Raw genomic sequence first — 12,092 nt, forward strand, 5'->3', positions numbered from 1 at the left:
CGCCGCTTTCCATTTTTCAACTTTAGGGCTCGCCGGACGCGCTTCCTTTCTTTTTAATGTCCTGAGGAGACAGAGGGAGGGACAGGGATGCGTTACATAGCACTACTTCTGGCATGTTTTTGCCTGAGCGTCCGGGCGCAGTGTCCCGTCTGGACACCAGCCAGGGCCAGTCAGGAACTGACCGCGCTTGAGCAGAAGCTAAAAGGCTGGGACGACGCCTACTACAGGAAAGGCGTGAGCGTCGTGACTGACGAACGCTACGATGCTCTCGAAAAAATATTCCATACCTGGCAGCGCTGCTTCCGGCCAGAGATGCCGCTTCGTCAGCCCGTACTGCCTGAAGGCGGAAAGCGTCTTCACCCCGTGGCGCACGCGGGCGTCCGCAAGCTTGCGGATAAAGAGGCCGTCACGCGCTGGATGGAAAATAAGCGCGATCTCTGGGTTCAGCCGAAGGTGGACGGCGTGGCGGTGACGCTCCATTACCGGCAGGGAAAGCTTATCAGCCTGATTAGTCGGGGCAACGGTCTTCGCGGTGAAGACTGGACGGCGAAAGCGCATCTGATCCCCGCCATCCCTCAGTCTATTCCGCTTAAAAATCCCTCGCTTGTGCTGCAAGGGGAACTCTTTCTGAAGATGAACGATCACCAGCAGGCCATTCAGGGAGGTGGCAACGCCCGGTCAGTTGTTGCAGGCGCAATGCGGCGAAATGACAACCGGACAATACTCAGCCAGACAGGCATATTTATCTGGGCGTGGCCAGACGGTCCGCTATCGCTGCATGAAAGAAACCTACAGCTCCGGGCGGCGGGGTTTACGCTTGCGGCTGACTGGAGTAAACCCGTCGCGAATGCCGGTGAGGTTGAAGGCTGGCGCGAGCGCTGGTTCCGCCAGAAACTGCCCTTCGCTACGGACGGTGTGGTCATTCACAGCGCGCCCGTTAAGGGAGAACACTGGATGCCGGGCAACGGAGACTGGGCCGTGGCCTGGAAATACCCGCCGGCGAAGGCGATCGGCAACGTGCGTTCCGTCTCGTTCAGCACGGGACGTACGGGAAAAATCAGCGCGGTACTTAATCTGGATCCGGTACAGCTGGATGATAAAAAAGTCAGTCGTGTCAGCGTGGGCTCGTTACGACGCTGGCAGCAGATGGATATCCTGCCCGGCGATCGCGTTACGCTGAGTCTGGCAGGCCAGGGCATACCGCGCCTGGATGAGGTTATCTGGCGAGTGGTCGAACGTCCCCCGGTGTCGGTACCGGACGCGACAGCATACAATGCACAGACCTGTTTTTATTTTACGCCAGGCTGTCGCGAACAGTTGCTGGCCCGGCTCGTCTGGCTGAGCAGCCCGGAGGGGGTAAACATGCCGGGCGTCAGCCGCGCCACCTGGCAGCGCCTGATGCAGGCGGGTCTGCTTGAACACCTCTTCTCATGGTTAACACTTTCCCCGTCAGACCTGGAAAAAGCACCGGGTATCAATGCGCGTCGGGCCGGGCAGCTTTATCACCAGTTTTCCCTCAGCCCGCAGCAATCTTTCAAACGTTGGGTGAAGGCGCTGGGTGTTCCAATCCCCGAAGAAGCACTGAATGCGCTCAGCGATGAGGGGTGGCAGACGCTGCTTGCCAGAACAGAGGCCGCCTGGCAGCAGTTACCGGGAGTCGGACCACGACTGGCGCAGAAAATCACCGCGTTTCTGGCGAGTGAGCAGGTCAGGAAACTGATCGACTGGTTAGCGGCGGCGCAGGTTCCCCGGCTCAGTGATCGTCATGCGGGTAATTAAAAACGGGCAGGCCCAGCTTAAACCGCAGCGCCAGAAGGCGGGCGATAAAGCCGCATAACAATGTCGTAATGATGATGGTTTCATGCGAGAGCGGCGTTTTCAGCAGCAGGATATAAATCCAGCCTGAAGCGAAGGCGATACCTGCATAAATCTCTTTCTGAAAAACCAGCGGAATGCGGTTGCAGAACATATCACGAAGCACGCCGCCGAAAACGCCGGTAATGACGGCGCAGATTGCGGCAATGATGGAGGCGTGGCCCATATCCAGGGCGACTCTGGCACCAATAATGGAGAAGACGACCAGCCCCAGGGCATCCAGAACCAGAAAGGCTTTACGCAGATGCGTCATCAGCGGGGCGAGCTGGGTAGTGATAACGGCGGCAGCGGCCACAATCATGATATAGACAGGGTGCTGTACCCAGCTAAGCGGATAGTGGCCCAGCACCATATCCCGGACCGAACCGCCGCCGATAGCGGTGACAGAGGCAATAATAATGACGCCGAACATATCCATCTTGCGGCGACCTGCGGCCAGCGCGCCGGTCATCGCTTCCGCCGTGATGCCAATGATATAGAGAACGGTGAGTAACATAGCCAGCTCCTGAATAACCGGCGCCAAGCCTGAAGCATCTGCCTGACATTGGCGACTGAAATTTTTTTAAAGAGGCGTTTTGAAGTTAGTTTTTCTAATCCATAAAAATGATAGTGAAATAGATTAATTTTATAAATATTTGTAATTTATTAATATAATTCACAGAAAGTGAACGGAAGGATTAGATAAGGCAAGGCTATGGCTTCAAAATTCATCATGTATAAATGGGGTTGTCACCGTAAGCCATCCCAGGGATGTAGTACAACAAGGAGAAGCGATAATGTCAGCTGCGGAATTGTTCAGGCTTCTGGCCAGTGGCGTTCATCCTGAAACGGGTGAGCCACTGCCACCCGGCTCGCTGGTTCACCGGCCTGAGGCAATAAGGCTGCTTTTTTTACTGGCTGATGAATTCAGCGGCATGCATTTCAGGCAGATTAAACGCAGGCAAAAGGTGAAGCTGACGCCCGAAGAGCGGCGGCAGAAGAACCGGCAAACCGGCAGGCCCGAAAATGCCTTTCTGCCCTGGCAGGAAGAGGAGAAACAGCAGCTCGCCGCGCAGGTTACCGGAGACTACAGCATTCCAGAGCTGGGAAAACGCTTCGGGCGCTCACCCCGCTCAATTGCCCTACAGCTTGTCAAAATGAAGCTGATAACGGCAGAGGCGGCGGCGGCTTATGAATAATGTCTGCCGCCAGCCTCTGCTCGTGAAGCTGGCCACGACTGGCGGGCAACGCCATTCTGGCGGCGGGCTGGCGCTCAGCCCGCCCCGGAAGAGAGGCACCCGAAAAGAGGGATCAGTTTTTCTTCACAAACTCCGATTTAAGCTTCATCGGGCCAAAGCCATCAATTTTACAGTCAATGTTATGATCGCCTTCGACCAGGCGGATGCTTTTCACTCTTGTGCCAATTTTCAGCGGCGTGGAGCTGCCTTTCACCTTCAGATCTTTAATGACCGTCACGCTATCGCCATCGGCCAGCAGGTTGCCGTTAGCATCCTTCACCACCAGCGTGTCGTCCGCAGCCGCTTCGGAACCTTCAGACCAGACGTGCCCGCACTCCGGGCAGTTAAAGAGTGCGCCATCCTGCCAGGTAAATGCGGAGTGGCATTCAGGGCAGGGAGGAAGAGTTTGCATAATGAGCCTCAAAAATTATCCATAAAAAAACAGGGGGCATTTTAGCCTGGTACGGCGGGCAAACCTACAATAAAAAACCCGCTGTAAGGCGGGTTAGGGGTGAAGCCTGAAGTTCTGTGAGAGCATGGATCTGAATGTGGAGTAATGACGTCTATGCCTTGTAGTCGCTGGTGTCCATCAAAGCGGGTGATAAATGCGGCTTAAACCGGGTTTAAAATGCCTGCCAACATCATAATTCAGTCATTTGCATACAGTCTGAAATCATTCCCGTGCAAAATTTGATTGCTTTTGTGCAGGAAAAATCATTCTGGCCGGGTGTTGGAAATACCCCAATCCCTTATGCGATGCGGCCTACGGGCGAAATGATGCACCAGAAAATGACTTTACCCCCACTCGTCACCAGCGGGCCGCCCGGTTTTGGCCGCGCAGGAAGGGATGTGCCAGCGCCTGTGAGCGTGACGGGAATATGGCGACCTGTCGCATTTGTTTATTTACTGCTCACAAGCAACGGCTTAGACTTGCCCGTGAATTATCCATAAAGAATATAAGGGATTATTAAGCGATGGCCATTCCAACTTATCTTTTCCTGAAAGACGATGGCGGTGCACTTATCAAAGGTTCTGCGGATGTGCAGGACCGCGAGCAGTCTATAGAGGTCACGTCATTTAGCCATAATCTGTACATTCCTACCGATGGAAACACTGGGAAACTAACGGGCACCCGTGTGCATGGGGCGCTGGTTTTTGAAAAAGAATTTGATAGATCCTCTCCGTACCTGTTTAAAGCCGTAGCGACAGGACAGACGCTTTCCAGTGCCGAATTTAAATGGTATCGGATTAATGACGCGGGGCAGGAGGTCGAGTATTACAACATGATGCTTGAAGGTGTGAAAATCGTATCGGTAACCCCGATGATGCATGATACTAAAACCGTGACCAACGTAGGGCATCTTGAGCAGGTTCAGATGCGGTACGCTAAAATCACCTGGCGTTATCTTGACGGGAACATCCAGTTTACTGACGCATGGAACGAGCGCGTAACAGGGTAGGCGGTAGCTGATGGATACTGTAGAAGAACTCAACGGAACGTATTTTTACAGAGGATTTTCTAACCTTTCTGCGGGTGAGCTTTTATTCTGGATATTCCTTGATGAAACGGCGGAGCAGCTCGGGACGGGGGATTTATTCAACGTTGCGCTGATACTGCTGGGCCAGCCCAATATTCCAACAAGGGGTAAACCTGCGCGGGCGACGCCGGGAACATCTCCCCTCAGTTCTCAGCTACGCCACTGGTTGAATATTGAAACCCGCCGACTGCCAACCCTGACAACGGGCAGCATCAAAAGAATTAAATTTACCTATGTAACGAATCTGGGGGCTTTTGTGGGCCGCTGGATACCGATTATTGGCGAGGTCATTCTGGCAAATGATGTTGTTCAGATTACCTACAGGGTTACGACAAAATACAACACCATAGCCAGGGGAAACGATAAGTTATGGTGACGGATAATGATGTGATTGCGTGGTACAGCGAACGGTTTAATAAGCCGGGGCTGTTCTCTAAAAAACGCTGGCCAGTTTCGCTTGATACCAGCCTGAGCACAGGCGACCACGTCTGGGCGAGTGAGACGGGCGCAGACATCATGAACGAGTATTTTGATAAATTCAGCGTTGACCCTGCGGGCTTTGATTTTTACAGGTATTGGCCTGCTGAAACCTTCTTTCTGTACGCGCTGTTGACCTGCGGGAAGAGTGAGGACGACCCGGAGCCGCTTACGCTCCGCATGTTGGCCGAATCTGCAAAAGTGGGTGTCTGGCTGTATGGCTGATGCATTACCTTTGCGTGTTTGCTTACCGCCCCGGAAAGTCGTGTATGTTAATGGGGCAATATGTACATTAATGAAATCGGAAAGAAAAAAGCCCATTTAACATGGGCTTATGGGTTCTCAAGGATGAGGGTGGATATTACTCAATATTCTGGATCTGCTCCCGCATCTGCTCGATCAGCACCTTCAGCTCGATAGCGGAGGTGGTGACCTCGGCATTAATAGATTTTGAGGCCAGGGTGTTCGACTCGCGGTTAAACTCCTGCATCATAAAATCGAGCCGGCGGCCTACAGCTTCTTTCTTCTTCAGAATGTTGTAGGTTTCTTTAACGTGAGCTTCAAGGCGATCAAGCTCTTCCGCCACGTCAACGCGCTGTGCCAGCATGATCAACTCCTGCTCGACACGGTTGCTGTCCAGCTGGACCTGAGCTTCTTCCAGTTTGGTGACCAGGCGCTCACGCTGCCATTTCAGTACGTCCGGCATCTGCGCACGGACTTTAGTGACTTCAGTACTGACGCCTTCCAGGCGCTGTTCGATCAGCGATTTCAGTGCCGCCCCTTCGGTTTCACGGGCGATAATGAAATCGTCCAGCGCTTTTTCCAGGCTCAGCAGCAGCTCAGCGGAAATGGTATCCAGATCCTGTTCCTCAGCGGACATCACGCCGGGCCAGCGCAGGATATCGACCGGGTTAATCTCACCTTCATCGCTCTGCATCTTGACCCAGTTAGCCGCCTGCACCAGCTGAACTGCCAGCTTCTCGTTCAGCACAAGCGCGCTTTGCGCATGAGGATCGGCATCGAAGCGCAGGTTACATTCGATTTTTCCGCGCGTCAGGCGGCTGCGGATACGTTCACGGATCACCGGCTCCAGCCCACGAAATTGCTCGGGAAGACGGATGTAGGTTTCGAGGTAGCGTTGATTGACGGAACGAAGTTCCCAGGCGGCGCTGCCCCAGTCGCCTTTGGTTTCGTGCCGTGCGTAGGCGGTCATGCTGCGGATCATTTTGCGTACCCGTTTTTATAAGAGAAAGAGGATGTGATTATAGCGAGGTGGGCTGTGGCTTAACAGGAATTCAGCTATACCGCATAAAATCAGTGAACTTCACGGCATATTCTCGTTTTCGGGTGCGCTTTACCTGGTTTGGCAGCAGCATAACAGTGTCGCCTTGACAGCATGATTTATTATTCAGAGAAGGAAGAGTGCGGCTTACGGGAAGCAGTTAAGTTAAGGCTGCGGGGGAGAAAACGTAGCTGGCCCACTATAAATGCCCAGGCCATGCGCATTTCCGCAGCGTTAGTGCCCGCTGGCATAGGCATCCGGAGGTGAAATCCGTATAATGCGCAGCCAATCATGTTTTGCTAGCCGGAGAGAAACCATGCGTCCAGCAGGCCGAAGCGCACAGCAGGTGCGTCCCGTCACACTGACCCGTCACTATACCAAACACGCAGAAGGTTCCGTTCTGGTTGAGTTTGGCGATACCAAAGTACTCTGTACCGCCACCATTGAAGAGGGCGTGCCCCGCTTCCTGAAAGGGCAGGGCCAGGGCTGGGTGACGGCCGAATATGGCATGCTGCCACGCGCCACGCACAGCCGTAATGCCCGCGAAGCAGCAAAAGGCAAACAGGGTGGCCGCACGCTGGAGATCCAGCGTCTGATTGCCCGTTCCCTGCGTGCTGCGCTGGATTTAAAAGCGCTGGGCGAGTTCACCATCACGCTGGATTGTGATGTGATACAGGCTGATGGCGGCACGCGTACGGCGTCAATTACAGGGGCCTGCGTGGCGCTTGCTGATGCGTTGAACCACCTGGTCTCCATTGGCAAGCTGAAAACCAATCCTATGAAGGGCATGGTGGCGGCTATTTCTGTCGGTATCGTCAACGGTGAAGCGCTGTGCGATTTAGAATATGTCGAAGATTCTGCCGCTGAGACCGATATGAATGTGGTTATGACCGAAGATGGCCGCATGATCGAAGTGCAGGGTACCGCTGAAGGCGAACCTTTCAGCCATGAAGAGCTGCTTGAGCTGCTTGCGCTTGCGCGGGGAGGGATCAATTCCCTGATTCAGGCGCAGAAAGCAGCGCTGCAAGATTGATTTTCCCCAGGCGACCTCAGAGTCGCCTTTTTTATGACTAGTTGAGGATTGAGACATGAAAGCCTGGCAGCGCCAATTTATCGAATTCGCCATCAACAAGCAGGTGCTGAAGTTTGGTGAGTTCACGCTGAAATCAGGACGTACGAGTCCTTATTTCTTTAACGCTGGCCTGTTCAATACCGGCCGCGATCTGGCTCTACTGGGCCGCTTCTATGCTCAGGCCCTGATGGATTCAGGGATTGATTTCGATCTGCTGTTCGGCCCGGCCTACAAAGGCATCCCTATCGCCACCACCACTGCCGTCGCGCTTGCCGATCATCATGACCGGGATGTGCCTTACTGTTTTAACCGTAAGGAAGCGAAAGATCATGGTGAAGGCGGTACGCTGGTAGGCAGCCCTTTACAGGGTCGGATTATGCTGGTCGACGATGTGATCACGGCGGGAACGGCCATCCGTGAATCGATGGAGATCATTGCGGCGAACCAGGCCAGCCTGGCCGGCGTACTGATTTCGCTGGACCGGCAGGAGCGTGGGCGCGGTAAAGAGTCCGCCATTCAGGAAGTTGAGAGGGATTACGGCTGTAAAGTTATCTCCATCATCACCCTGGATGAGCTTGTGGAGTGGCTTGAGGAGCATCCTGAACAGGCCGATCACCTTGCTGCTGTACGCGCCTACCGTAAAGAGTACGGTATCTGACCGGCTGCGGGCCAGCCAGCCTGGCCCGTACACCGCACGTCAGACCAGCTGAGCGGCCAGTAGCGGCCAGCGGATCTCAAAATCTGCCGTGGGGCGATAGCGGAACCCGGAACGGACAAAGCGTGACAGCATGCCTTCACAAAATGAGAGCAGCTGGCTTGCCAGCAACGTTTCATCAGTCGTGTAGCTTTCACCTTCGCGCATTACCCTTTCCCGCAAAACCTGACGCAGCTGCATCTCAATACGTTCAAAGAGCTGGTTAATACGGCCCTGAAGGCGATCCTGCTCGAACATCAAAGCGTGTCCGGTAAGGATGCGCGTTAAACCCGGATTACGCTCACCAAATCCCAGAATCAGATGAATAATAAGGCGCAGTCGCGACAGCGTTTCTTTTTCATCTTTAAGGATCAGATTGATGCGCGTAATCAGGCTGTCTTCAATAAATTCAATCAGGCTGTCAAACATCCGGGTTTTGCTGGGGAAATGCCGGTACAGTGCCGCTTCCGACACGCCCACGCTGGCGGCGAGCTTGGCGGTAGTAATCCGCTGGCTGCCATCGCTGGATTCCAGCATCTGCGCCAGCGCCTGGAGTATTTCCTCGCGACGATTCCGTTTCGCACTCTTTTTTTCTGCCATGTCCTGTTAGACCTTTGAAATATCACCTTGAACGGCAAATTGCCACGCAACATCCGTGAGCAAATGGCTCACGGCGAAGTAAAGACAAATTAATTGCTGAAGCTGAAGACTAACGACTACTGGCGCCCTGAATGACCAAAGCCGCCTTCACCGCGGATGCTGGTATCAAAGTCGTTTACCAGATTAAATTCGGCCTGGACAACAGGCACGAAGACCATCTGGGCGATACGTTCACCGGGCTCGATAATAAAAGCGTCCTGGCTGCGGTTCCAGACCGAAACCATCAGCTGCCCCTGGTAATCGGAATCAATCAGCCCAACCAGGTTGCCGAGCACCACACCGTGCTTATGGCCAAGCCCGGAGCGTGGCAGCAGGACGGCGGCCAGCATCGGATCGCCGATATGGATGGCCAGCCCGGTCGGCACCAGCGTGGTGGCACCCGGTGCCAGCGGCAGCGCTTCATCCAGGCAGGCACGAAGGTCAAGCCCGGCGGAACCCGCGGTGGCATAAGTGGGCAGCGGGAAATCCTTCCCCACGCGCGGGTCTAAAATCTTAACGTCGATTTTTTTCATCATAAAGGCTGACTATCTCGTCTAATAACTGTTGGCCAAGGAGCGACTTATCGCTAAGCGGTAAGATCTTCTCTCCCTCCTGCCAGAAAAGATGCAGGGCATTCGCGTCACTGTTGAAACCCTGTCCGGCTTTTGAAACATCGTTGGCACAGATTAAGTCCAGATTTTTCCTGACCCTTTTTTGTCTGGCGTATTCTTCCACATTCTCAGTTTCGGCAGCAAATCCCACAACATAAGGGCGGCTTGCCTGCATGGCTGCCACGCCTGCCACGATGTCGGGGTTTTTTACCATTTTGAAGGTAACTTCATCACCCTGTTTTTTGATTTTTTCAGCGGAGATTTCCGCCGCGCGGTAATCCGCCACGGCTGCCGTGCCGATAAAAATGTGCTGCTGCGCGGCCTGCTCCATGACGGCCTGCTGCATTTCAGATGCGGTTACCACGCCAACGCGTCTGACGCCTTGCGGCGTTTGCAGGTCGACAGGCCCCGCGATCAGCGTCACGTTTGCGCCCCGGCTGGCGGCAGCGGCGGCAATGGCAAAGCCCATTTTGCCGGAGCTGTGATTGGTGATGAAACGTACCGGATCCAGCGGCTCGCGCGTCGGGCCTGCGGTTATCATAATATTCATATGTTGCAGATCCAGGCGCGGGGAAGCCCATTTTACGGCTTCATCGACGATGGCGAGCGGGTCGAGCATGCGCCCCGGCCCCACGTCGCCGCACGCCTGGCTGCCGCTGTCCGGGCCCCAAATCGGCAGGCCGCGTCCGGCGAGTATCTGTAAATTGTGTTGGGTAGGCAGCGCCCGGTACATCTGCTGGTTCATGGCGGGCACAACCGCAACCGGCGCCGCGGTGGCCAGGCAAAGGGTGGTCAGTAAATCATTAGCCATCCCCGCCGTCACGCGGGCAATAAGATCGGCGGTAGCCGGCGCGAGGATAACCAGGTCGGCCCATTTGCCCAGCTCAATATGGCCCATGGCGGCCTCGGCAGCCGGATCGAGCAGGTCGTCAGAAACAGGGTAGCCCGATACGGCCTGCAGGCTGAGTGGGGTGATAAACGCTTTTGCTGCCCCGGTCATCACGACCCGTACATCGGCGCCGCGATCGCGAAGCCTTCTGACGAGTTCAGGTGCCTTATAGGCAGCAATCCCGCCACTTACGCCAAGAACGATTTTTTTACCGGTCAATCCCATCATGCTGTTGTCCGCCTCGTAAAGTCAGCGTGGTGCGTCCTGTGACGCCACAATGCGCTCATTTTACCACATTCACCCTCACCGTCCCGTCAACCGCACGCGGCCTTTGCGAGGCGGCTCAATAAGTCATCCTGAGAGGGTGGAAAAACTACTGTATATAATGCCATGATTATGGAGGTTCAGGAAGGAGAGATGCAGATGGAAAATCAATGGCAGAACCTGCCGCCTCGCGAGAAACTGTTGCAGGGAGGGGCTGGCACATTAACCGATACGGAGTTACTGGCTATCTTTCTGAGAACGGGCGCCAGCGGGGTGCATGTGATGACGCTGGCGCAGCAGCTGCTTAATGAATTTGGTTCGTTATACCGGCTGATGACGGCAGACAAGAAAGCCTTTTCGGCGGTTAAAGGCGTCGGGACGGCAAAGTTTGCCCAGCTCAATGCCATCGCTGAACTGGCGCGGCGTTTTTTCGCCTGCCATGAAGCGCTGGAAGAGAATGTGGTGAACAGCTCAGGTGATATGGTGAATTACCTTTACGGCAGGCTTGCCCACCGCGAGCGGGAAATTTTTATGGTTATTTTTTTTGATAACCAGCACCGGGTTATTGAGGCCACGGAAATGTTTGCCGGTACGCTCGCCAGCGTGGAGGTGCATCCCCGGGAAATCGTGCGTGAGGCGTTGAAGCGTAATGCCGCCGCGCTTATCCTTGCCCACAATCATCCCTCAGGTTTATCACGCCCGAGCAAGGCTGACCGGGATGTCACCGGGCAAATCATCGCGGCCTGTCAGCTGTTTAATATCCGGGTGCTTGATCATATGGTGATCGGTCGCGGAGAGTACGTTTCCTTCGCGGAAAAAGGGTGGCTTTAACCGGTTTACACCCGTAATTTGCCGCTGGCCGTGGCGGAAAGGCGGTTTAAATGAAGCAATTTTGCACGATCCATTGGGATCTTTATCTGTTCGGGACTTGAGCACCGGCGGCTCAGGGCGTATACTACGCCACCTTTGAGAATCTCGGGTTTGGCGTATGGGCCTGCTCAGCGGGTTCACATAGAACTCGCCTGGATGGGCTAAGAGCCTGACGAGGCGGCCAAAACCTTATTTTTAAAGCTCGAGCTGATTTGATTTTTGGAGAATAGACATGTCACGAGTCTGCCAAGTAACTGGCAAGCGTCCGGTAACGGGTAACAACCGTTCCCACGCAATGAACGCGACGAAACGCCGTTTCCTGCCGAACCTGCACTCTCACCGTTTTTGGGTTGAGAGCGAAAAGCGCTTCGTTACACTGCGCGTATCTGCCAAAGGCATGCGCGTAATTGATAAGAAGGGTATTGAGACGGTTCTGGCCGATCTGCGTACCCGCGGTGAGAAGTACTAAGGTAAGGAACTGAAACATGGCTAAAGGTATTCGTGAGAAGATCAAGCTGGTTTCTTCTGCTGGTACAGGTCACTTCTATACCACCACGAAGAACAAACGTACTAAGCCGGAAAAACTGGAACTGAAGAAATTCGATCCTGTTGTCCGCCAGCACGTGATCTATAAAGAAGCTAAAATCAAGTAATTGATTTGAGT

At 54.3% G+C, this 12,092-nt stretch carries 16 protein-coding genes; 10 read left to right on the plus strand and 6 right to left on the minus strand.

Annotated elements, in window-relative coordinates:
* The first annotated feature begins 87 nt into the window (after positions 1-87).
* Positions 88-1,779: an NAD-dependent DNA ligase LigB gene (gene ligB / locus AAH446_RS17925; RefSeq protein WP_342908037.1), complete on the plus strand. Its 1,692-nt coding sequence runs from the start codon at positions 88-90 to the stop codon at positions 1,777-1,779.
* Here ligB and AAH446_RS17930 read toward each other — a convergent pair.
* Positions 1,754-2,371, minus strand: a complete 618-nt coding sequence (locus AAH446_RS17930; RefSeq protein ID WP_342908038.1) for a trimeric intracellular cation channel family protein — start codon at positions 2,369-2,371, stop codon at positions 1,754-1,756. The two genes, ligB and AAH446_RS17930, sit on opposite strands and share 26 nt — an antisense overlap.
* A 280-nt stretch (positions 2,372-2,651) precedes the next feature.
* On the opposite strand from AAH446_RS17930, the gene AAH446_RS17935 reads away from it, so the two are divergent.
* Positions 2,652-3,053: an HMG-box domain-containing protein gene (locus AAH446_RS17935; protein ID WP_342908039.1), complete on the plus strand. Its 402-nt coding sequence runs from the start codon at positions 2,652-2,654 to the stop codon at positions 3,051-3,053.
* Between the two features lie 112 nt (positions 3,054-3,165).
* On the opposite strand, the gene AAH446_RS17940 is transcribed toward AAH446_RS17935, so the two are convergent.
* The gene (locus AAH446_RS17940; RefSeq protein WP_342908040.1) at positions 3,166-3,504 is read right to left on the minus strand and encodes a zinc ribbon domain-containing protein YjdM; all 339 of its coding nucleotides are present in this window, start codon (positions 3,502-3,504) and stop codon (positions 3,166-3,168) included.
* Between the two features lie 562 nt (positions 3,505-4,066).
* On the opposite strand from AAH446_RS17940, the gene AAH446_RS17945 reads away from it, so the two are divergent.
* Genes AAH446_RS17945 through AAH446_RS17955 form a run of 3 tightly spaced genes read left to right on the plus strand, consistent with a single transcriptional unit; the run spans position 4,067 to position 5,332 of the window.
* Positions 4,067-4,552, plus strand: a complete 486-nt coding sequence (locus AAH446_RS17945; protein WP_342908041.1) for an Hcp family type VI secretion system effector — start codon at positions 4,067-4,069, stop codon at positions 4,550-4,552.
* 10 nt (positions 4,553-4,562) lie between these two features.
* Entirely contained in the window at positions 4,563-5,006 is a 444-nt protein-coding gene (locus tag AAH446_RS17950; RefSeq protein ID WP_342908042.1) for an STM2901 family protein, read from the plus strand.
* Positions 5,000-5,332 (plus strand): DUF1493 family protein, encoded by a 333-nt coding sequence (locus AAH446_RS17955; RefSeq protein ID WP_342908043.1) that lies wholly within the window; start codon positions 5,000-5,002, stop codon positions 5,330-5,332. The genes AAH446_RS17950 and AAH446_RS17955 overlap by 7 nt, the downstream gene beginning before the upstream one ends.
* Positions 5,333-5,468: 136 nt before the next feature.
* On the opposite strand, the gene AAH446_RS17960 is transcribed toward AAH446_RS17955, so the two are convergent.
* The gene (locus AAH446_RS17960; protein WP_342908044.1) at positions 5,469-6,332 is read right to left on the minus strand and encodes a YicC/YloC family endoribonuclease; all 864 of its coding nucleotides are present in this window, start codon (positions 6,330-6,332) and stop codon (positions 5,469-5,471) included.
* A gap of 373 nt (positions 6,333-6,705) precedes the next feature.
* On the opposite strand from AAH446_RS17960, the gene rph reads away from it, so the two are divergent.
* Positions 6,706-7,422 carry a ribonuclease PH gene (rph, locus tag AAH446_RS17965; protein WP_342908045.1) on the plus strand — a complete coding sequence of 239 codons (717 nt, stop codon included), beginning with the start codon at positions 6,706-6,708 and terminating at the stop codon, positions 7,420-7,422.
* A 55-nt stretch (positions 7,423-7,477) separates the two neighbouring features.
* The gene (pyrE, locus tag AAH446_RS17970) at positions 7,478-8,119 is read left to right on the plus strand and encodes an orotate phosphoribosyltransferase (protein ID WP_342908046.1); all 642 of its coding nucleotides are present in this window, start codon (positions 7,478-7,480) and stop codon (positions 8,117-8,119) included.
* A gap of 39 nt (positions 8,120-8,158) precedes the next feature.
* Here the strand turns inward: pyrE and slmA are convergent, their stop codons facing one another.
* The 3 genes from slmA to coaBC form a co-directional block, all read right to left on the minus strand.
* A complete protein-coding gene (gene slmA, locus AAH446_RS17975) occupies positions 8,159-8,755 on the minus strand; it encodes a nucleoid occlusion factor SlmA (RefSeq protein ID WP_342908047.1) in 597 nt (198 codons plus the stop codon).
* Positions 8,756-8,871: 116 nt separating this feature from the next.
* Positions 8,872-9,330 (minus strand): dUTP diphosphatase, encoded by a 459-nt coding sequence (gene dut / locus AAH446_RS17980; protein WP_342908048.1) that lies wholly within the window; start codon positions 9,328-9,330, stop codon positions 8,872-8,874.
* Entirely contained in the window at positions 9,308-10,522 is a 1,215-nt protein-coding gene (gene coaBC / locus AAH446_RS17985; protein ID WP_342908049.1) for a bifunctional phosphopantothenoylcysteine decarboxylase/phosphopantothenate--cysteine ligase CoaBC, read from the minus strand. The genes dut and coaBC overlap by 23 nt, the downstream gene beginning before the upstream one ends.
* A gap of 195 nt (positions 10,523-10,717) precedes the next feature.
* On the opposite strand from coaBC, the gene radC reads away from it, so the two are divergent.
* The 3 genes from radC to rpmG all read left to right on the plus strand — a co-directional run bounded on the left by radC (position 10,718) and on the right by rpmG (position 12,081).
* On the plus strand, positions 10,718-11,389 hold the full coding sequence (radC, locus tag AAH446_RS17990) for a RadC family protein (RefSeq protein WP_342908050.1): 672 nt from the start codon (positions 10,718-10,720) through the stop codon (positions 11,387-11,389).
* A gap of 271 nt (positions 11,390-11,660) precedes the next feature.
* Positions 11,661-11,897 (plus strand): 50S ribosomal protein L28, encoded by a 237-nt coding sequence (gene rpmB, locus AAH446_RS17995; RefSeq protein ID WP_004154798.1) that lies wholly within the window; start codon positions 11,661-11,663, stop codon positions 11,895-11,897.
* Positions 11,898-11,913: 16 nt separating this feature from the next.
* Positions 11,914-12,081, plus strand: coding sequence for a 50S ribosomal protein L33 (gene rpmG, locus AAH446_RS18000; RefSeq protein WP_001051798.1), 168 nt, complete (start codon positions 11,914-11,916; stop codon positions 12,079-12,081).
* Positions 12,082-12,092: the final 11 nt, after the last annotated feature.

Source organism: Erwinia psychrophila, assembly GCF_039023475.1.
Lineage (GTDB): Bacteria > Pseudomonadota > Gammaproteobacteria > Enterobacterales > Enterobacteriaceae > Erwinia.

Coding starts and splice junctions, on each gene's coding strand:
- ligB (WP_342908037.1), top strand. CDS start 88: ATGCGTTACATAGCACTACTTCTGGCATGTTTTTGCCTGAGCGTCCGG.
- AAH446_RS17930 (WP_342908038.1), bottom strand. CDS start 2,371: ATGTTACTCACCGTTCTCTATATCATTGGCATCACGGCGGAAGCGATG.
- AAH446_RS17935 (WP_342908039.1), top strand. CDS start 2,652: ATGTCAGCTGCGGAATTGTTCAGGCTTCTGGCCAGTGGCGTTCATCCT.
- AAH446_RS17940 (WP_342908040.1), bottom strand. CDS start 3,504: ATGCAAACTCTTCCTCCCTGCCCTGAATGCCACTCCGCATTTACCTGG.
- AAH446_RS17945 (WP_342908041.1), top strand. CDS start 4,067: ATGGCCATTCCAACTTATCTTTTCCTGAAAGACGATGGCGGTGCACTT.
- AAH446_RS17950 (WP_342908042.1), top strand. CDS start 4,563: ATGGATACTGTAGAAGAACTCAACGGAACGTATTTTTACAGAGGATTT.
- AAH446_RS17955 (WP_342908043.1), top strand. CDS start 5,000: ATGGTGACGGATAATGATGTGATTGCGTGGTACAGCGAACGGTTTAAT.
- AAH446_RS17960 (WP_342908044.1), bottom strand. CDS start 6,332: ATGATCCGCAGCATGACCGCCTACGCACGGCACGAAACCAAAGGCGAC.
- rph (WP_342908045.1), top strand. CDS start 6,706: ATGCGTCCAGCAGGCCGAAGCGCACAGCAGGTGCGTCCCGTCACACTG.
- pyrE (WP_342908046.1), top strand. CDS start 7,478: ATGAAAGCCTGGCAGCGCCAATTTATCGAATTCGCCATCAACAAGCAG.
- slmA (WP_342908047.1), bottom strand. CDS start 8,755: ATGGCAGAAAAAAAGAGTGCGAAACGGAATCGTCGCGAGGAAATACTC.
- dut (WP_342908048.1), bottom strand. CDS start 9,330: ATGATGAAAAAAATCGACGTTAAGATTTTAGACCCGCGCGTGGGGAAG.
- coaBC (WP_342908049.1), bottom strand. CDS start 10,522: ATGATGGGATTGACCGGTAAAAAAATCGTTCTTGGCGTAAGTGGCGGG.
- radC (WP_342908050.1), top strand. CDS start 10,718: ATGGAAAATCAATGGCAGAACCTGCCGCCTCGCGAGAAACTGTTGCAG.
- rpmB (WP_004154798.1), top strand. CDS start 11,661: ATGTCACGAGTCTGCCAAGTAACTGGCAAGCGTCCGGTAACGGGTAAC.
- rpmG (WP_001051798.1), top strand. CDS start 11,914: ATGGCTAAAGGTATTCGTGAGAAGATCAAGCTGGTTTCTTCTGCTGGT.